Source organism: Pantoea sp. PvP021, assembly GCF_054056055.1.
Genome location: NZ_JBSRXX010000002.1, coordinates 229,739 through 247,552, shown reverse-complemented (window position 1 = coordinate 247,552; position 17,814 = coordinate 229,739). Strand labels below are relative to the sequence as shown.

Sequence of the window (17,814 nt, the reverse complement as noted above, 5' to 3'; positions counted from 1 at the left end):
TCTGTTTCATTACGCAACGATGGCATTGCTTCTTGAATGTCCGCTTCTGGCAAAAAGCGGTCTGAAACGCGGCCCCATGCCTCCAGTGCGTTTTAACCTGCCACAACCCGTCAAAACAGAGGTGCGCTTGTTAGCCGAGCTCAATATCGACTGGCGGGCCTGCTACTGCAGTCAATCGAGCGGTTCAGGCATTGACTGTACCTTTTTCAGGAAATCCACAAAAGCGCGCAGAGGTGCTGACATAAAGCGGCTGGGAAAGTAGAGCCAGGGACCTTCAAATTCGGGCCACCACTCCGGAAGCACAGGCAGCAGTTCACCCGTCGTAAAGCAGGGCTGCAGCCAGTTTTCAAAGACGGCGATAATGCCCTGACCCTTTTTTGCCAGCTCAATTGCGCCTGATGCGCCATTGACACCGATAGTCAGGCGACCAGCAGGGTTGACGCTGACGGTTTCTCCTTTGCGTTCAAATTCCCAGGGAATCAGCGCGCCGCTGGAATACTTAAGGCGGATGCAGTGATGTTCGGCCAATGCCGTCGGGTGAACGGGGAGACCGCGCGAAGCAAGGTAGTCGGGTGCCGCCGCGAGAGCCAGACGCTGGCGGCGAGGGCCGACAGGAACGGCAACACTGTCCCGGGCCAGATGTTCGCCATAGCGTATGCCTGCATCGCAGCCTTCCGCCGTGGCATCAACAAGGCGATCGTCCACCATAATCTCCACCCGCAGCAACGGATGGCGATCGAGAAATTGCTCAAGCAGGGGCGGAAGAATATCGACCATCACCGCACCCGTCACGTTCAGCCTGAGTAGCCCGCGCACCTCCCGTTGAGAACTTGCCACGTCATTCATCACCGATCTCATTTCGCTCAGCAGAGGTGCCATGCGCTCGGCCAGCATCCGGCCTGCTTCGGTGGGCGTTACGCTGCGGGTTGTGCGGATAAACAGCGGAACGCCCAGGCTGACTTCCAGCGCGGTAATCCTCTCACTGACCGTTGAGGGTGCCAGGCCTAACGTTTTAGCCGCGGCCCGGAAACCCTGACCCCTGAAGACGGCAAGAAATATCGCGACATCATCCATCTCAACTTCCGTTACTGTTCGCTTTTCCGAACAGCGTATTCGTATTGCGGCCTCTTATCAAACAGCTCTGAGAGATTTATAACTCAGATACACCTGCATAAATCACTGAGGCAACAACATGAAGAAGAGAACGGTTTTAATTACCGGCGCAAACAAGAGTATTGGTTTTGAAACGGCCAGACTGATGGGGAAACTGGGATTTAATGTCTGGCTGGGTTGCCGCGATGGGGGGCGCGGTCAGGATGCTGTCAGCCGGTTGCTGTCGGAAGGCATTAAAGTGCGGCTGGCTATCATTGACGTGACAGACCAGGAAAGTGTTGATGCGGCCGTCGGGCAGATAAAGTCAGAAGATGGAAAACTAGATGTGCTGATCAATAATGCGGGTATTCCCGGAACCTGGCCCATCGCGCCTGAGTCGCAGAGCATCAGCGATATTATGACGGTGTATAACACCAACGTTTTCGGCGTCATCAGAGTAACGCAGGCTTTTCTGCCGCTGCTCAAACTGGGTGAGGAACCCCGGATTATCATGGTCAGCAGCGGGCTGGGATCGCTGGAATGGATATCTGACAAGGCGCATCCCTACTCTCAGGTAGCGGCACTGGGCTATACCAGTTCAAAAACGGCATTAAATGGCGTTACGGTGGCATTTGCCAATTCACTGTCTGAGTATGGCATCAGCGTAAACGCAGTTGACCCGGGATATACGGCCACCGATTTTAACGGACATACCGGTTATCGAACTGTATCCCAGGCGGCCAGGGGGATCGTCTGGCTCGCTGCTGAAGCATCCCAGACAATCACCGCAGGATTCTTTTTAGATGGAGAGTGCGCACCCTGGTGAATCTCGTCTAATAAAGCATTCCACCTGCCTGGATGGGGCAGGTTGGTTGACGGGTGTGGGCAGAACGCCTGGCGTGTCGTGCGCAGTCGGTTCTAAAATATGTCCGAATCATCCTGAAGGAAAATAAGCGGCTCAATGTTTCTTAGCGCATCTGAATGTAATTAATGGCCGCCTCAGGCACGGATCGTACAGAAAATTAGGTCATAAGGTCCGCTTTGAACGAAAGCGGACCCAAACCTACAGGCTGGTCATCAGCCGGGGTAGTTTCTGAAGTTAAACGGCAGTTTTACAGAAGATGACAACAGATAACGATGACCGAATAAATTTATCTGAAAGGCGGGCACGCCAGGAGCGAGATACACACACACACTGGATTTACTGCCCTGTAAATACACATACTGCCCAATTATGGCTGTTCATGTGAACCAGGCGCCAGCTTCCCATATCCAGACAACATTGCCGTAGCTTCATCCATCCGTTGTCTATCAAGTTTATAGAACACCCAGTTCTTGATACGTTTCGATGTCACAATCCCAGCTTTAGCAAGAATTTGCAGATGGCCTGTCACGGTGGGCTGACTCAGACCAATTTTTTCGGTGATAAATCCGACACACACACCATCCTTAACCAGATCGCCGTCCTGCTGCACCGGAAAATGTGACTCTGGATCGGACAGCCATTCAACAATCACGAGCCGATGCTCATTACCAAGGGCACGAAAAATATCGGCCATTAATGTCTTTGAGTTGTGCATATAGCCAATCGCCTATATAGTCATTTTCTTATATAACTTTAGGGGCATACTATGACAAACCACAGACAAAGGCTAACAGACAGTGTCACGCTGAAAGATATTTATGCCGCTTCCGGGCGAATTAAATCAACAGTATGCAAAACTCCACTGGAGCCTTCCCACTCGCTGTCTGCTCTTGTCGGGACGGAGGTCAGGCTTAAGATGGAAAATCTTCAGCATACCGGTAGCTTTAAGCTGAGAGGTGCTGCAAACGTTCTTGCCAGTCTTAATGCAGACCAGCGACGTGCCGGCGTCATCGCTCCGACGGCAGGGAATCATGGTTTAGGGCTTGCCTGTGCGGGACATGCGGCAGGCATACCCGTATCCATATTCTTACCGTTTTCAGCAGACCCGATTAAGGTTTCTGCGATGAAGAGTTATGGTGCGCAGGTTACGTTTTTTGACAACATTGAAGACGCAAGGCAGGAAGCCATTGTTGCAGCGCAACAGTCCGGCGCAACGTTCGTCTCAGCCTATAATAATCAGCAGATGATTGCCGGAGGCGGCACCGTCGGTCTGGAAATCATGGAAGACTGGCCAGACGCTGACGTTATTCTCGTGAACATTGGCGGCGGCGGGCTGGCCTCCGGTATCGCAACAGCCATCAAGGGCATAAACCCTGCAGCCGAAGTGTGGGCAGTGCAGAGTGAAGCAAGCCCGACGTTTGAGCGCTGGAAAGAAGCTGGTGAGGCGATCCCAGTGGAAATATCGTCGTCAATCGCCGAAGGCATAAGTGGCTATATAGAGCCTGAAGCGATGACCTGGCCACTCATACGCGATCGCGTCGATCGTGTTCTTCTGGTTTCAGAAGTCGAAATTAAAGCAGCGATGCTGTTAATGCTTAATCTGCACAGCCATGTTGTAGAGCCTTCAGGCGTACCCGCAGTTGCGGCAGCCATCCGTTATGCAAAAGAACTGAGCGGGCGTAAAATTGTCTGCGTGGTGAGCGGTAGAAACATATCGGGCTCCCGCTATCTCAAATTAGTTAATGAGGCGTCACTATGAAGAAACAGAGCGGAGTTAAGGTCGGCTGAGCTCTTATTGCACAACGTTCTTATCATAACGGCTTCATTCATTACGCAGGCTTTGAGGTAGTGCCGCCTTTGACGGCCTGCCGTTTAACAGCCTTTTCGCTTAAAATTCTATGGTTCGTTTAAGGGAATGTCAGGCATCATCATCAAAAAATATTTTTGTCATACAAGGAGTAAGACTAATGAATATAAATATAAGAACAGCCCGGGCTTCTGATGTTGATAGTATTTTCGAAGTCAGAACCTCAGTGCTCGAGAATTATTTGAGTCGTGAAGAAATGCGTCAGCTGGGGATCACCGAAAGCGTCGTGGCCGATATGATTGAAAAGAGTCTTTGCGCCTGGGTTGCGGCTGAAAACGACAAAACAGTCGGCTTTTCAATGATTTTGCCGGATGAAGGCTGTCTTTTTGCGGCCTTTGTTCTCCCGGAATATGAAGGCCAGGGGATAGGTCGCAGGCTGGTTTTTCTCGCCGAGCAGGAATTATTCAAACATCATGAGATTGCCTGGCTGGAAACCGATAAAAATAGTCGCGCGGCGAAATTTTACATGCAGCTCGGCTGGGGTAATAAAAAAGAGATTAACGATACCGATATCAAACTGGAGAAGCATCGCAGCGTGTAATCCACTGCCATTTTCATAAACGTCTGCCTCTGGCACAAAGCGGACGTTTAGCCAAAATAACATCTTTGCTGTCAGCAAGACCGATTGGGTGGCCTGGCGAAAACGCTTTAATCATTAATCGTCCGTTCTCAGAGCGATTTTATTACGTCGGCTTACATTCCCAGACTGGCCAGCAGGTCGTCCACATCATCCTGACTGGCAGGAGTCTCTGGTGCGGAGGAAGGTTTAGACGGCGCAGTGCGCTCGGCGGTGCTGTGTGAGCCGGTATTATCGCGGATGACCTGTATCAGCTGCTGCTCAGCCTGATTCAGCACGGCCATCATAGCCTGCACAATCTGTCCTGTGAGGTCCCGGAAGCCCTGTGACATCATAATCGCGTGTAACTGCTGTTGCGTCAGACCCGTGACGCGGGGGACATCATTCAGCAAGGCAACGGTATCTGCCGCTAATGCCTGGGTCTGTTCTTTGTCTGACAGCGTACCGGAAGTGGCATCCCAGCGTTGCGAGAGTTTCTCCGCTTTTTCTCCCAGATCGGTTTGCAGAGGCTGCGTGATTTCCACGCTGTTGATTACGCCCTCTGCTGCTTCGCGGGTCATTGTGACGACATAACCCAGCCTTTCACGGGCGTTTGGGATGCTTCCCGCCACATCGGCGATGGTTTTATCAAGCCCCAGCTGTTGCAGACTGTCGCGAAGCTGCCGCAGGATGAAGCCAGCACGCGCCGTAATTTCGCCAATTTCCTGATGCTTACTATGGGTGTCGGATGGTGACATGGATGTTGTTTCCTGCGTACAGAGTTTCGAGACCTGAGGTTATCGGCAGCTCGCGGCGGTTTTTTAAATTTCCTGAGGTTTTTACTCGTGTAAAAAGTGACATGATGTGAATGAGACACCATAGAGCTAACGACATCAGGGTTGTAAAAGGCAGAAAGTGTTGCGCGCAGGCCCTGTTTTTTCAGCCGGAGGGGGTAGTCAGGTATAGAGCTGAATGTGTGCGGGTTAATGACTGTTATGAGCGAAAAAAGGGGCGTATTACCCACTTCTGAAACGTTTACGCGAGGGCAGGCAGTATCTTATTTATCATGTAATTTCTTCGTCTTAATTAATCCGCCAACGAATAACATTTTGTCCAGTTGTAGTTAACCCTCGCCAGTTTTAATTCTCCATCTACATCCCCAAAATTAATGGTCTGACGTTCAAAAATAAACTCACGCACGGGTGCAGGTAAAAAATCAGCGCCGTAGCGCAGAATCGTGCTGTGCCAGAAGGGTGCCGGTAATGGGCTGCCGGTATGACGCATCAGCAACTCATTTTTCCAGTGCGAATCCAGAACTTTTTCGCAGAATGAGTGGCGCATGGCTATTGCCGAACTATCAGGGATCCCCGCAAGCAATAACTGACTGGGCAATGCAACTAACCGCAGATCTCTGATAACAATTTTTAACGCATCAAATCCGCTCCAGATATTCGTCAATTCATCGATTTTTTCGGGCAATGGCTCGTTTTCGTTATAGAGCGGCAGAGTCAGGGGCAGGAAGGTAAAATGGAAACCCTGTGTGGGCAGAATATCGGCAAGGGGATCATCCTTTGTGAGCTGCTGTAATTCACAAATAAGACGTGAGACATCAAAGGTCACCGGCGGCTGAATGCCCGCTGCAAGAGCCAGCCTTACAGGATCGTAGTAGTTCCCCTCTTTAACAGTCCCAACTCCTGCATTTTCCGACCAGATGGAGACGGTGTGCTCGCTGGCAGAGCGATACAAGCTTTCCAGATTTATCGATTTCATTACAGACCTTTGGCATTGGTATGAACAGAGGCGATTCGTCATCCATGCGATTTCAGCCCATAACTGTTCAGAAGTATCCCTGTGGCTAATCGTGAACACATTACCATACGCTCAACGCCTGCTCTGGCATAAAGCGGACATGTGCGGTGCCGGGTTTGCCTGAAAAGCATTGCGACCTTCCCGCTCTGCCCCTAAACGGACAACCAGAGGACAGATCAGGACAACAGATGCCTGACGTATAGAATCGATCAACTCTCTCTGATATTGATGATGTCGATGGCGTTAAATCACTTCTGTTGAGAGAGCTAAAATGAATTTTTATTGCAGTAAGGAATTTACCGGTTCGAAGGCCTGGGACTCACAGCATATTGCCAGCTTCGATAATGTCAGCGTGAAACTTCACTGGACCGATCAGCCTTATAAGTGGCACATCAACGATGGTCAGGAGGTTTTTGCTGTCATGGATGGGTGTGTTGAAATGCAATATAAAGAGCAGGGCGAAGTTAAAAGCCGTGTACTCAACGCCGGTGATATTTTTTATGCCAGTGAAGGGACAGAACATATCGCGCGTCCACAGGGCGTCGCCCGCGTGCTGGTGATTGAAAAAGAGGGATCGGTTTAATTAAGTTGTGATTCATTATCTGGCTAAGCCAACAAGCCAGTGACAAAACGGGCGATCTCTTCTCCCAGATTGAGAAGAAAGGCGTCGCGTGATGGGTGGGTGTCAGTGATATGCGGCGGCAGGATGTTCATGAAGGTGAAATGCCCGGCATCTTTAACCACGCAAAGTTTTGTCTCAGTTCGATTATCTAATTCTTCTTTGATGAATAGCGCTTGCGATGGCGGTGTCAGGGTGTCTTTCTCGCCAGTCCAGATCCTGACAGGTACTTTCACGGAGGCGAGGGCCGAGGGTGCTCTGAAAAAATCCGCAGGTGGCGCTAACAGCACCAGTTGATTCAAATCCTGTCTGCCTGCATATGTCACCTTCTCTCTGGTGCGAGTCCAGGCCGTCGCCCCGGCGTGCATCAACAGAATCACGGTGCCGAGTGAGTGCCCGACGCCGGTAATCGAGGCATAATGTTGACAAAACGCATCGCGGGCGAGGGCCAGCCTTTGGCTGCGTTCCAGTAAGTCAGCCTTTGAGGGCGTGGAAGAGGTTAACCGTTCGAAATGGGGCGCTACAACTGAAATACCATTGCGGCTAAAGGTCTGCAGAAGCTCAAGATGACGCAATGGACTTCCGCCAGCACCTGCTGCAAAAAGGATACACTGGCTGGCCTCATTCACCTTCAATAACGTGACGTCAAAATTCCTGTCGGCATGCCTGATGACAGAGGTTTCCCCCCTGGTGTTGTTAATCATAAAGCCGACTCCCCGCTAAAAGGTCAGTCTGGAGATACTAACCCGTTCCCGGTGAAACGATAAATTTCAGTCCGCTTCTGGCTCCAGACTACCGTTACGCAAGGCGCCAGCAGCAGATCAAGGATCGGTTATTCATACTCTGGCCTCAGGCCACCAATCTGTCCGCGCTTACTGCGTCGCCTCTGCCCGTAATGCCGCCTGCACAGCACGGCGCGCACTGATATTTGCTCTGTACGCCACCAGCGCAGGCCAGCGATCCAGTTCAATGCTGAAGAACTTACACCAGCCCAGTACGGTGAAAAGGTAGGCGTCAGCAACGCTGAATGATGGCCCCATCAAAAACGCTTTTTCGGCGAGCGTGTCCTGCAGAAAGTCGAACCGCCGGAAGAGCTTTTCACGAAACAGTGACAGGACAGCGTCGGGCAGTGCCTGGTTAAACAACAGAGCGGAACCCGCGTGGATTTCACTGGTAATGAAGTTCAGCCACTCCTGCAGTCGAACACGCGCCCAGCTGCCTGCTGGCGGTGCCAGCCCGCTTTCCGGCCTCAGGTCGGCGAGGTACTGCACAATCGCCGGCCCTTCAGTCAATATCTGCCCGTCGTCCAGTTCCAGTGCAGCAACATAGCCCTTGGGGTTGATAAGGCGAAAGTCGCGTCCGTCAGAGGTGAGCTTGCTCCTGTTGTCCACTTTAACCAGCTCAAACTCCAGTGCGAGCTCACGCAGCACGATATGGGGTGACAGCGAACAGGTATCCGGGGCGTAATAAAGTTTCATGTCTTCTCCGTTAACATTGAAAGCGATGTGAGATTCTCTTTGTCGTTACGGAACAGACTGTGCTTAACGCAGAGAATTCTGTAAAATTAATGCTTCAAAAGTTAACTATTAGATGGACTACTGATAACCATGATGAATCTTCTGCACTGGCGCTTGCTGGTGGCGGTGGCCGATGCCAGTAATATTTCGCGTGCTGCTGAAACGACAGGCATGACACAGTCCGGTGCCAGTCAGGCTATCGCCCAGTTAGAATCGTCACTCGGGTTCCCGGTATTCGTGCGTGAGCGCCGGCACATCGGTGTTACCGCGCTGGGAGAGCAGGTCATTGAACATGCCAGGATTATGCTGTCGCAGCTCAGCGCGATCCGCGTGCTGGCTGATGAGAGCCGGGGTTTAAAAAGCGGACGCATCCGGCTTGCCAGCTTTCCCTCTGTGACGTCCACACTCCTGCCTGGGCTGTTGCGTAACTTCAGGCGTCTGCATCCGGGCATGGAGGTGGTGGTGCTGGAAGGGACGGATGAAGAAGTTGAGGAGTGGCTTGCAGCGGACACCGTTGAGCTGGGGGTGGTAATGAACCCGGCACCCGGACGTGCTGATGTGATACTGGGACAGGACGCATGGGTCGCCGTCATGCCAGCCAGCGCTCCGCACATCGGTCAGTCAGGCGCGAACGGTATAACCCTGCAGGAACTGGCAGACCAGCCCTTTGTGCTTGCAACAGGCGGATGCGTCGTTAATGGCAAAAGCCTGATGGAACAGTCAGGATTCCACCTCTCTGACGTGCGCGTAAAGGTCCGCGACTGGATCAGCGCCTGCATGCTGGTGCGTGAAGGTATGGGTGTCGCGCTGGTGCCGGAATCAGCCCTGCCAGCGGAACGTCGCGGCCTGTCAGTGATGCCGGTCATCCCGCCTCTGCACCGTGAATTCGGGCTGGTCTGTTCGCCTTCCGGAAAAGCTTCTGGCGTGACGCAGGCACTCCTGAACGGGCTACGTAAAGGACAGGGTAATATCTCCGGATAATCCCACTGCACCGCTGACTTTATCTGCCGTTACCCGATCATAAACAGCAGAATGGCTGGCCGGGAAAGAGAGGTCTGCAGACTCTCCCGCCCGCGATCCTTTCTCAACTCACGTCTTAACGCTTTGCCGCATAAGGTGATCGGGACGAATAACGGTTTTCTGACGTGGCGGAACAAGCCTGAATCATCGGGATGGCTCAGAATTCGCGTAACTGGTCGAACAGCTGATACAACCGCGGCTGATCCACAAGCGTGGCGCCTTGCTCGCCCAGTTTCTGCTCCAGCGGGTTCAGAACATCGCACAGCACACTGTAGATCTCCTCACGCTCGACCGTCTCAATCGCCTTTGAACGCCGGTCGATGAGATTAAAGGCTTCGGTGTAGGCGGTTACAGCGGCGGTTAACAGGCTCGCCACATCCATGCTGCTATCGATGTTGTTCGTGGCAGCCCGCAGGTTTTTGTAAGCCAGCGCTGCTTTTTTGGCATAAGTGGCCGAAATATGTTCGCGTCCATCCCAGTCCCGGAACGGATTGTGCAGATTCTCAGCCAGCCATTCCGGCTTGCGTGCTTTACTCAGCGAGAGATCCAACCCCTGAGTTGTCGCCTTTTTATAAGCGGCTCTGACAGAGCTGACCACGTCAAGCGGGACGCTGGTCATCCACAGGCATGAGAGATTGGGCAACGCTTCTGGTGAGGGAAAGTCAGCCGCGCTGAAGCCAAACAGGTCGAAGAAGGTCAGCATCTGCAACTGTGGCAGTGCGGCAATACGATGCATATTGCTGGCTACGCCGGGATTTCCCCAGATGCGCAGCTCAGTTAAACAGGTAAAGCGCTCAACGACTGACGCCAGGTCAATCTCTTTAACGCCTGTCAGTGACAATGCCCTGAGCCGGTCAATACCCTGCAGCACAGGCAAAGCTTGAGAGCATTGCAGGCACAGGTTGCGCCCTTCCTGATCAGCCTCTACCTGAAAGCCTGAAGAAGGCGTTGCGGTGAGTGACAGCAGGGAGAGATCAGGATTCAGCCGCACGCAGCTGACGCCTTCAGGGTGCAGAATAAAACGCGACAGACGGGTCGCCCCGACATCGATTTCGCTGACGACAGCGGATTGCCAGTGCAACTCATTAATGAAGTCATGCTGCTGTATATAGGCCATCAGTTCCGGGGTGCCATGGCGGGTTTCGATGGTCATCAGGCAGGGCAGGCGATCCAGTTCAGAGAGATCGGTCAGGGTTTGCAGGAGGTGGTCATTGATACGGGTGGTGTCCTGGCGAAGTGTCTGGCCGCCGATAACCACGTTGTGCGCGCCTGAAGCAGCCTTGAACCGCGCACGGCTGGCCGGGTCGATCTTCTCCCAGTTTCGCTGTCGAACAAGACTGTCTCCCACGTCCCAGCCGAACTTGTAGGCGTTTACTTCCTGATCTGCCAGCGGCGGCAGGTTGGCAATTAATACATGTCCCGGTGGGACATTGGCAGAGACATAACCGTGATCGAAGCTGTCGTTGACAAAATAGTAGCTACAGCGCAAAGGCCGCATACGGCTGGCTTCCGCCCTGTCAGGCAAATGATCACCTGCCCAGTCGAGCTGGAGTATGGCTGCAAGGACTTTGCCTCTGGCATTAGCAGGCTGCTGGAGGTGTGTCACCTGACAGGCGACGTACTGCTGCAACTGCGGGGAAAACACGCTGTAGATATCGCCGACCTTTGCTTGCACTCTCGCTCCTCTCAGTCAAAAATTTTACAGTCAGAAAATCTGATATAGCGCGCATCCTGCTCAGGGGTGCGCTTTGCCACGGATCTCAGATCCATCCAGCACACTAGCCTGGCATAACGTTTTAACGAAATGCTGGCGCGTGAACATTTTTATTTTTTTCGCGGCAGGTGACAGCGTCAGTCGGGTTGCACGCAGCAGCCCGACTGACGAAGCCTGCCCGGAGGCATGCGGGGCAGGTATTCAGCTTACAGGCGGTTACCGGCCTCAACCAGTTCGTTATAGGATTTTAAAACACGCATCGGTGAACCCGATACCATCCAGCCTGAATTGCCGCTTCCTTTCAGCAGACTCTGCTCACCCGTGCTGTAAGGTGTTTTATCGCGAATCCGACGCATGCGATCCTTGCAGTCTTTCAGGAAGGTTCCGGCATTATCCTGGAAGATGGACCAGGTTAATGGCTTGCCCGCTTCGCTGGCCGTTGCCTTTTCTGCCTCACTCAGCAGCGTACTGTAAGCATCAATCGCTTTTGTCATCTCTGCCACGTCGGGAGCGGAAGAGGTAAACAGGGTCGCCAGCGGTTTGGCCTGTGTGACTAATGCCAGGCGGTAGTAGCGACTATGACGGCCCTCAGACTTTTCAATCTCAACGAGTTGCGCAGCAACGACCTCATTATTCTCTTTTTCAACTTCGGCACCGAACTGGTCGCTGGATTTCATAAAGCTGTTAAACGCCTTCATGAGTGGCGGATGCATTTGTTTGGCTTTCGCGAAGCCATCATCCTTGTAATCTTCCTGACTGTAGTAAAGATGAGCCTGCGAAACCAGCGGCTGCAATGTCGTTAAATCTGCCAGATACTGTGTTGCTGCAGCATCCAGCGCCGGTAACGTCGGTTTAGCCTTCGATGCCTGGTTGATGGCTTTAGTGCAGCTCTCCAGTTCATAAGGCGTGACCTCGCCCAGTACGTTGACGCTGCGCTCTTTGCCGGTTGGCCCCTTTTCAGCATTCGCCATCCAGCTCACATAGCGCAGGGCACTATCGCGAACCGATCCATCCGTAGTGTTAAAGCAACCCACATAGGCGTTTAATTTTGTGGTGAGTTGCGCAGCGCTATCCTCCGCAACAGCCTGGGGTTGACTCTGAGGGGCGGGTTTTGCATCCGCTTTGTCACTGTTGTCACATGCTGCCAACGGCAGCACAAGGGCAGTCAACAGCATCCCGGGTATCATGGCCCTGCTTGCTCTTTTAAACACAATCGTTCCTTTATTTATGTGGTCAGAAATAGAGATTGAAAATAAATGTTCGCATTGGCTCCCTTTTCAGCTGCGAGGAGGGAGCCGATGACAAACGGGTTATGCGCTTTGCGTCGCTGCCGCCGTTTCTTCTTTCAGCAACGCCCTGACTGTCTGATGACGATGCCAGTAATAGCCGAGGGTGTTTTTAAAGGCTTCAATCTCCTTTTTCAGGCCCGGCAGAGGGATCTCACTGCGTTTTTTTCCCTGCGAGTTTGGCTGCACATGTTGCACGTAGAGCTTATCCCGGCCGAAGCTACGAATGACGTTGATGTTTTTAACGTTATCCCACTCCAGCACTTCGCCGGTTTTCGGCGACACGATGCCCTGCCAGGTGATGACGATCTGCGAGCCATCTTTCAGGGTATAAGGAACATTGGGGAAATGCTTCAGCACCAGCGCGGTTTCCATTTCACCGTCAGGCTGATAGCGCCAGGCCAGGCTCTCTTCATGCACAGAAGAGAAGTCGCGCTCATATTTCTGCCACAACTGCTGTTCAATCTCGTTGGCAACCGGCATTAGATCGACCCAGCTCTGGGCCGGGAAATCGGCGGCGATCGCTGCATAGTCAGCTTCGTTAATCTCATACCCTACGTTGCGCATCCTTTCCGCCAGCGGCGGGTGTGAATCAAACGGGTGCGGCACATTCTGCTCACGGATGACGCTGATAAAGTCCGGAGAGGCGACATGTTCTGGCAGACCGGCAGCAATAGCTTTACTGATCCCCAGTTCATTTTCGTGCAGCGTCTGATTATTAAAGAAGTTTCGTTCAACTTCATTCCGGTAGCTGGCATACGCAGATACTTTGATCAGTGATTCGATAATCGCGGCAGGGGAGACCAGCGTTGATGCATTGCGATCCGCGACAAACTCACGTTCACGGCTGTTACGCTGCCACGCCAGTTCAAAAAGCATGCGATAAAGATAGAGCGGATAGAAGACGATCAGCGTGGCCACATTCTGACCCATCAGCTGCATATAGAGATCAAACCGATGCAGTTTCGGTCCCAGTAATGCGCCGGAGGCGGTGTCGCCTTCATGCAGGTGGGTCAGCTCATGGACCATCACGCCATCAGCCTGCGCAACGGTGAGCTGACGCAGGAGCGGAATACTGACATAGAGCTTACGGCCGGTGAGCGGATTCCCATTCACGTTCAGCGGAGCTTCAGTCACATAGAAGTTGGTGTCGATACCCGCAACAATATGATCGGGTGGCGTGGTGCCCACTCTGGCGGCCAGCATATCAATCTGTGACCAGAGTGCCGGTGCCGCTTCGCGGGTCACGACTTCGCCTTCAATACTCTCTTCCGGTGGGAGTTTTTTGAAGATGCCTTTAATCATGTAATACATACCGGCCAGCACCAGCAGTCCTACTGCCATCACCAGTTTGGGATAGTAGGTTTGCGTGAAGAAGGCGGTGCCCCAGAATGAGAGCCATACCAGCATGCCGCCCTGCACCATGACTTCCAGCGAACAGGCCAGCATCAGGAACTTGCGGGCCAGCGCCAGACTGATAACCTGTCCCTGGCGGCTTTTAAAGGCCAGCGCACTGAACAGTAACACCATCAGCAGGACAGCGCCGCTGCCGATCAGTGTCCAGAATGCCACTTTATCCATCATGTAGAACTGCCACAGTTCGGAGTGCGGTTCGCAGACGGCGTTTTTGTAATCCTGCAGATTTTCATCTACCGGGCCGCAGACACTGGAAGGCGGGTTCTGCTGCAGAAACGCCTGTAGTTTGTCCGTATCCTGATGTTGTTCCCGCGCATCGTCCATGAAGAACTGCGTGTATTGCTGATCAAGTTGTTTGTTGCCATATTCAGCAAAAAACAGGGTAATGACAGGGACGAGAAACAGTGTGAACAGCAGCCAGAAAAATACCTTTAGATAACCCTTTTTCAATTCCGTTAATGTATTCAAAATAATAACATCCTGCATGTCTATGAAAGGGAGAAGCTGCTGCTATCAGGAAATTCCGAAAAGAATATCCTGGCCCCGGTTAAACGGTGCGGAAACATTTATGCGAGCTTCACGATATTATAATTATTGCAGAGCGATTATAAGCCAGCCTGAACCCGTTTTGAAAAGGTATAGACGGATATTTTCGGCGATTTTTTCCTTTTCCGTCAGGTTATTTTTCTGGCGGCTTCCGGTGGTTCTGCCACGACAGCACTAATTTGAGTTAGTGCTCATCACTTATTCTGTCCGATCTCCTGACCGAGGGCTAATCCCCGCCATCTGTCTGCATCCGATACACCATAATCCTATATTTTACCATCAGAGCGGTGCGAAAAAATTACCAGCGCATCCCTTTGAAGGGATTCCAGCCGTTATCGCCTTTTTTCTCTTTCAGGTAATAACTGTAATTGGTGCTCATGCCGTACAGGGCATTAAAGCCATAGCCCAGGCCAATCTGAAGATACCGTGGAAATTCCATGCCCGCTATCGCTAAGGCGATGATCAAAATAGTATAAACAACTACCATAATTAAAATCAGCATGATGTTCTTCTTCCACAGGCCGAGTACGAACAGATAAATCGGGCCGAAAAGGAAGGCAATTAAATTCATGTTCACTTTTAATTTTTGCCTGAAAGGCAGTTGTTTCAATGCCTGTCTGAAGCCTGGTGTACTGGGAGCACCATGAAGGTCGAAAAAATCAAAGCGGGTCTGCCATTTCGCACTGTACTCTTTAGTTGCGTTTACTTTATTATGATTTTCAATAGGTTGATTCATGGTTGCCTCAATATCCTGCGCAGAAAACTACAGAGACCGACACTGTTACAGACGGGTGACAGCCGCATGAATGGTGCTCATCGACCGCCAGAACAGCGCATACGAATTTTAAAAACAGGGAAGCCGCGTTAATTCGCACCAAAATAATATCGGTACGGTACAAATAGCCATGCTACACACTGGGTGCGCTATTATCTGCACGGGTGCCGAATTCAGGTTAAACAACAATATTTGAAAATAAATCCATCAGAATCAGTAATGTGAAACTTGCACAGGCCGGACATCTCCTGTGGTGGATGTAATTGATATTAGCACCAAAGAAAATATCGCCACAATGATAAAAATATGTTAATTTTCAAAAAAATATTCCTCGTTCCTCACACCTTAGAAGGATATAAAGATGATCGCATGGAGCGGAGTGGGTTTTTTCGTCGCAGTATTAATTTCTGCCGCCTACCTCCTGTGTAAATGGCTGTTAGATATTTATTACTACGACGGTTTCTTTGTCGCCCATCTATGGGCGACAGGGGCTACGCTGATCGTTTCTGCCCTTTTTTGTGCGGCCTTTGTCTGGGTGCTTCGGCAGGAAAAATGGCTGGACTCCCTTGCACAAGCAACGAAAAGCCAGCCAATGATGGCCCCCGAAAAAACCCACAACTTCTTTTTTATTCCCGTTCTCTACTGGCCGATTATTCTGTTTCTGCTCGGCTCAGGGATCTGTATTTACGACCTGACCCGATAACACTTCACATCACTGATACAGGCCATACTGATGCTGTATCAGCGAAATGGAAATATCATCAATACGAAGGAGTTCATGGTGAAATTAAGAAAATCATTAAACATTATGGGTGCGATCTGCCTGGCAACTGCCATCGGGGCTACTTCTCTGATGGCATCAGCCGCTGAGACAGCACCAGCTGCAAACACGCAGACTCAGACGATCTCTTTGCTGGATGGCAAACAGACGTTCAAACTGCAGGGCTATGAAAAGCAGCCTGTGCCGGGCGGCGGACCAGGCACCATGTATGTGAACAAGCAGGAAAAACGCGTATTGATCATTGGCGAAGAAGAGATCCCATTGATTGCGCGCGGTGGCAGTGACGCTGATTTTCTTGAAGGCGGGAAGTCTATCAAAGACAAGCAGAAGCAGGCTTCACCTTCTTATACGGTGATCAGTGAGAAAACTGAAAATACCAACGGTTTGCCGGTCTATCATATTGAAGCCACCGACAAAATGGGTGGCAACGATGTGCAACAGGCGACGCTGCTGGCGGTCGCCAACAAGAAATTCACCGTTATTCAGGTGATTTCAAACCACAAAGACAAGGCTGGCCACCTGAAAGCAGTAAACAATATCCTCGGTAAGTAAGGCCTCAGTCGATAAGCCCGGTTAGCTGATCGACCCGGATAAGGGGTTGCCGGTGGGGTTCATGAGTTTACTCAGAACTCACCTGCAATGCCTTGTCTGAACAATGCTCAGGCTGACGCGTCTGCGCGTCATCACGGCTTGCCCGCAAACCCCTTTCCTGACCTCTTTCTTCAGGCGTTATGCCAGACCTGAAAACAGAAAAGGCCGTCTCCGGCCTCTCGTTAACGCTCTGCAAACATCTACTTCAGGCTGCGCGAACCTGCGGCATCGCTATATCCGCGCTGATACGAGCACCTTCAGCATCAAACACCATGCAGTGGTGCGGATGGAAGGTGGGGCGCAGCGTCTGATAAGGACGGAAATGCACATCGCCGGGCAGCAGCATCTTGAAGCCGTCGTGGCCGTGGCTCTGACCAAACAGATAGGTGTTGTTGCCAAGTCGCTCAACCACTTCGCAGTGGAAATTGATATTCAGTGGCGCATCGCCGTTGATCTGCAACTGCTCCGGCCGGATACCCAGCGTGATCTCATCACCAGGCTGCAACTGGCGGATGGGCGAGGGGAGCTGCAGCCGATGCTCGCCGTCATTGATCAGGGCGACCAGGCCAGCAGGGCCGCACTGCTCCACGCGCGCAGGCAGGAAGTTCATCTTAGGTGAGCCGATAAAACCGGCGACAAAGCGGTTAATCGGGTTGTAATAGAGCGCCATCGGTGAACCCACCTGTTCAACCTTGCCGTAGTTCATGACCACAATCTTATCGGCCAGCGTCATCGCTTCCGTCTGATCGTGCGTCACATAGACCATGGTGGTTTTCAGCTCCTGGTGCAGCTTCGCAATGTGCAGCCTCATATCGACACGCAGCTCCGCATCCAGGTTCGATAAGGGCTCATCAAACATAAACACCCGGGGATTTCGCACGATTGCGCGACCAATGGCGACACGCTGACGCTGACCGCCGGAAAGCTGCTTTGGTTTACGATCCAGCAGATGCGCAAGCTGTAGCGTCTTCGCCACCATCTCTACCTGATGCTGAATCTGCGCTTTCGGCACGCCGTTCACCTTCAGTCCGTAACCGATATTTTCCGCCACCGTCATATGCGGGTAAAGCGCATAAGACTGAAACACCATTGCCACTCCGCGGTGCGAGGGTGCGACATCATTCATGATCTCATCACCAATCAAAATCTCACCGTCACTGATCTCTTCCAGCCCGGCGATCAGCCGCAGCAGTGTGGATTTACCGCAGCCTGACGGACCGACGAAGACCGCAAACTCACCGGCCTCAATATCAAGCGCGATATTTTTCAGCGTTTCTGTTTTACCAAAGCGTTTGGTGACGTTTCTCAATCTGATGCTGGACATGCTGATCCTCATGGCAAGGGATTTGGCGGCTGAAAT

18 protein-coding genes are annotated in these 17,814 nt (G+C 51.9%); 7 read left to right on the top strand and 11 right to left on the bottom strand.

All coding sequences use genetic code 11. The features are described from left to right. Positions 1–171 precede the first annotated feature (171 nt). Positions 172–1,074 carry a LysR family transcriptional regulator gene (locus tag ACVKSX_RS10300; RefSeq protein ID WP_132498883.1) on the bottom strand — a complete coding sequence of 301 codons (903 nt, stop codon included), beginning with the start codon at positions 1,072–1,074 and terminating at the stop codon, positions 172–174. A 118-nt stretch (positions 1,075–1,192) separates the two neighbouring features. On the opposite strand from ACVKSX_RS10300, the gene ACVKSX_RS10295 reads away from it, so the two are divergent. Next, complete coding sequence (locus tag ACVKSX_RS10295; RefSeq protein WP_354438700.1) at positions 1,193–1,918, top strand: SDR family oxidoreductase; 726 nt, start codon at positions 1,193–1,195, stop codon at positions 1,916–1,918. A gap of 406 nt (positions 1,919–2,324) precedes the next feature. Here the strand turns inward: ACVKSX_RS10295 and ACVKSX_RS10290 are convergent, their stop codons facing one another. Next, positions 2,325–2,672, bottom strand: coding sequence for an ArsR/SmtB family transcription factor (locus tag ACVKSX_RS10290; RefSeq protein WP_033768664.1), 348 nt, complete (start codon positions 2,670–2,672; stop codon positions 2,325–2,327). Between the two features lie 51 nt (positions 2,673–2,723). Between ACVKSX_RS10290 and ACVKSX_RS10285 the strand changes: the two genes are divergently transcribed. Further along, positions 2,724–3,716, top strand: coding sequence for a threonine ammonia-lyase (locus ACVKSX_RS10285; RefSeq protein ID WP_191919081.1), 993 nt, complete (start codon positions 2,724–2,726; stop codon positions 3,714–3,716). A gap of 208 nt (positions 3,717–3,924) precedes the next feature. Next, complete coding sequence (locus ACVKSX_RS10280) at positions 3,925–4,365, top strand: GNAT family N-acetyltransferase (RefSeq protein WP_354438702.1); 441 nt, start codon at positions 3,925–3,927, stop codon at positions 4,363–4,365. 152 nt (positions 4,366–4,517) lie between these two features. Here the strand turns inward: ACVKSX_RS10280 and ACVKSX_RS10275 are convergent, their stop codons facing one another. Together ACVKSX_RS10275 and ACVKSX_RS10270 are read right to left on the bottom strand one after the other, a co-directional pair. Then, positions 4,518–5,138 carry a protein phosphatase CheZ gene (locus ACVKSX_RS10275; RefSeq protein WP_354438704.1) on the bottom strand — a complete coding sequence of 207 codons (621 nt, stop codon included), beginning with the start codon at positions 5,136–5,138 and terminating at the stop codon, positions 4,518–4,520. 328 nt (positions 5,139–5,466) lie between these two features. After that, on the bottom strand, positions 5,467–6,150 hold the full coding sequence (locus ACVKSX_RS10270) for a hypothetical protein (RefSeq protein WP_354438706.1): 684 nt from the start codon (positions 6,148–6,150) through the stop codon (positions 5,467–5,469). Positions 6,151–6,460: 310 nt separating this feature from the next. Here ACVKSX_RS10270 and ACVKSX_RS10265 point away from each other — a divergent pair, with 310 nt between their 5' ends. Next, on the top strand, positions 6,461–6,772 hold the full coding sequence (locus tag ACVKSX_RS10265; protein WP_010259799.1) for a cupin domain-containing protein: 312 nt from the start codon (positions 6,461–6,463) through the stop codon (positions 6,770–6,772). A gap of 23 nt (positions 6,773–6,795) precedes the next feature. Here ACVKSX_RS10265 and ACVKSX_RS10260 read toward each other — a convergent pair whose 3' ends face one another. Together ACVKSX_RS10260 and gstA are read right to left on the bottom strand one after the other, a co-directional pair. Continuing rightward, a complete protein-coding gene (locus tag ACVKSX_RS10260) occupies positions 6,796–7,512 on the bottom strand; it encodes an alpha/beta hydrolase (RefSeq protein WP_249654815.1) in 717 nt (238 codons plus the stop codon). A gap of 168 nt (positions 7,513–7,680) precedes the next feature. Further along, positions 7,681–8,286 (bottom strand): glutathione transferase GstA, encoded by a 606-nt coding sequence (gene gstA / locus ACVKSX_RS10255; protein WP_062759079.1) that lies wholly within the window; start codon positions 8,284–8,286, stop codon positions 7,681–7,683. A gap of 129 nt (positions 8,287–8,415) precedes the next feature. On the opposite strand from gstA, the gene ACVKSX_RS10250 reads away from it, so the two are divergent. Then, on the top strand, positions 8,416–9,306 hold the full coding sequence (locus tag ACVKSX_RS10250; RefSeq protein WP_311978487.1) for a LysR family transcriptional regulator: 891 nt from the start codon (positions 8,416–8,418) through the stop codon (positions 9,304–9,306). A 196-nt stretch (positions 9,307–9,502) separates the two neighbouring features. Here ACVKSX_RS10250 and ACVKSX_RS10245 read toward each other — a convergent pair whose 3' ends face one another. From ACVKSX_RS10245 to ACVKSX_RS10230, 4 genes are all read right to left on the bottom strand, one after another. Beyond that, on the bottom strand, positions 9,503–11,020 hold the full coding sequence (locus ACVKSX_RS10245; RefSeq protein ID WP_354438709.1) for a hypothetical protein: 1,518 nt from the start codon (positions 11,018–11,020) through the stop codon (positions 9,503–9,505). 245 nt (positions 11,021–11,265) lie between these two features. Beyond that, the gene (locus tag ACVKSX_RS10240) at positions 11,266–12,234 is read right to left on the bottom strand and encodes a YiiG family protein (RefSeq protein WP_301248440.1); all 969 of its coding nucleotides are present in this window, start codon (positions 12,232–12,234) and stop codon (positions 11,266–11,268) included. 135 nt (positions 12,235–12,369) lie between these two features. Further along, complete coding sequence (locus ACVKSX_RS10235; RefSeq protein ID WP_010670647.1) at positions 12,370–14,247, bottom strand: M48 family metallopeptidase; 1,878 nt, start codon at positions 14,245–14,247, stop codon at positions 12,370–12,372. Positions 14,248–14,605: 358 nt separating this feature from the next. After that, positions 14,606–15,043: a DUF2628 domain-containing protein gene (locus ACVKSX_RS10230; protein ID WP_089415198.1), complete on the bottom strand. Its 438-nt coding sequence runs from the start codon at positions 15,041–15,043 to the stop codon at positions 14,606–14,608. A 400-nt stretch (positions 15,044–15,443) separates the two neighbouring features. Here ACVKSX_RS10230 and ACVKSX_RS10225 point away from each other — a divergent pair, with 400 nt between their 5' ends. Together ACVKSX_RS10225 and ACVKSX_RS10220 are read left to right on the top strand one after the other, a co-directional pair. After that, positions 15,444–15,785 carry a hypothetical protein gene (locus tag ACVKSX_RS10225; RefSeq protein ID WP_010259779.1) on the top strand — a complete coding sequence of 114 codons (342 nt, stop codon included), beginning with the start codon at positions 15,444–15,446 and terminating at the stop codon, positions 15,783–15,785. A 30-nt stretch (positions 15,786–15,815) separates the two neighbouring features. Continuing rightward, positions 15,816–16,415: a hypothetical protein gene (locus ACVKSX_RS10220; RefSeq protein WP_010259156.1), complete on the top strand. Its 600-nt coding sequence runs from the start codon at positions 15,816–15,818 to the stop codon at positions 16,413–16,415. A gap of 244 nt (positions 16,416–16,659) precedes the next feature. On the opposite strand, the gene ACVKSX_RS10215 is transcribed toward ACVKSX_RS10220, so the two are convergent. Next, the gene (locus tag ACVKSX_RS10215) at positions 16,660–17,778 is read right to left on the bottom strand and encodes an ABC transporter ATP-binding protein (RefSeq protein WP_010259154.1); all 1,119 of its coding nucleotides are present in this window, start codon (positions 17,776–17,778) and stop codon (positions 16,660–16,662) included. Positions 17,779–17,814: the final 36 nt, after the last annotated feature.

Excerpts from the sequence above, each read along its gene's own strand:
- ACVKSX_RS10300 (WP_132498883.1), bottom strand. The coding sequence starts at position 1,074 with ATGGATGATGTCGCGATATTTCTTGCCGTCTTCAGGGGTCAGGGTTTC.
- ACVKSX_RS10295 (WP_354438700.1), top strand. The coding sequence starts at position 1,193 with ATGAAGAAGAGAACGGTTTTAATTACCGGCGCAAACAAGAGTATTGGT.
- ACVKSX_RS10290 (WP_033768664.1), bottom strand. The coding sequence starts at position 2,672 with ATGCACAACTCAAAGACATTAATGGCCGATATTTTTCGTGCCCTTGGT.
- ACVKSX_RS10285 (WP_191919081.1), top strand. The coding sequence starts at position 2,724 with ATGACAAACCACAGACAAAGGCTAACAGACAGTGTCACGCTGAAAGAT.
- ACVKSX_RS10280 (WP_354438702.1), top strand. The coding sequence starts at position 3,925 with ATGAATATAAATATAAGAACAGCCCGGGCTTCTGATGTTGATAGTATT.
- ACVKSX_RS10275 (WP_354438704.1), bottom strand. The coding sequence starts at position 5,138 with ATGTCACCATCCGACACCCATAGTAAGCATCAGGAAATTGGCGAAATT.
- ACVKSX_RS10270 (WP_354438706.1), bottom strand. The coding sequence starts at position 6,150 with ATGAAATCGATAAATCTGGAAAGCTTGTATCGCTCTGCCAGCGAGCAC.
- ACVKSX_RS10265 (WP_010259799.1), top strand. The coding sequence starts at position 6,461 with ATGAATTTTTATTGCAGTAAGGAATTTACCGGTTCGAAGGCCTGGGAC.
- ACVKSX_RS10260 (WP_249654815.1), bottom strand. The coding sequence starts at position 7,512 with ATGATTAACAACACCAGGGGGGAAACCTCTGTCATCAGGCATGCCGAC.
- gstA (WP_062759079.1), bottom strand. The coding sequence starts at position 8,286 with ATGAAACTTTATTACGCCCCGGATACCTGTTCGCTGTCACCCCATATC.
- ACVKSX_RS10250 (WP_311978487.1), top strand. The coding sequence starts at position 8,416 with ATGATGAATCTTCTGCACTGGCGCTTGCTGGTGGCGGTGGCCGATGCC.
- ACVKSX_RS10240 (WP_301248440.1), bottom strand. The coding sequence starts at position 12,234 with ATGCTGTTGACTGCCCTTGTGCTGCCGTTGGCAGCATGTGACAACAGT.
- ACVKSX_RS10235 (WP_010670647.1), bottom strand. The coding sequence starts at position 14,247 with ATGCAGGATGTTATTATTTTGAATACATTAACGGAATTGAAAAAGGGT.
- ACVKSX_RS10230 (WP_089415198.1), bottom strand. The coding sequence starts at position 15,043 with ATGAATCAACCTATTGAAAATCATAATAAAGTAAACGCAACTAAAGAG.
- ACVKSX_RS10225 (WP_010259779.1), top strand. The coding sequence starts at position 15,444 with ATGATCGCATGGAGCGGAGTGGGTTTTTTCGTCGCAGTATTAATTTCT.
- ACVKSX_RS10220 (WP_010259156.1), top strand. The coding sequence starts at position 15,816 with ATGCTGTATCAGCGAAATGGAAATATCATCAATACGAAGGAGTTCATG.
- ACVKSX_RS10215 (WP_010259154.1), bottom strand. The coding sequence starts at position 17,778 with ATGTCCAGCATCAGATTGAGAAACGTCACCAAACGCTTTGGTAAAACA.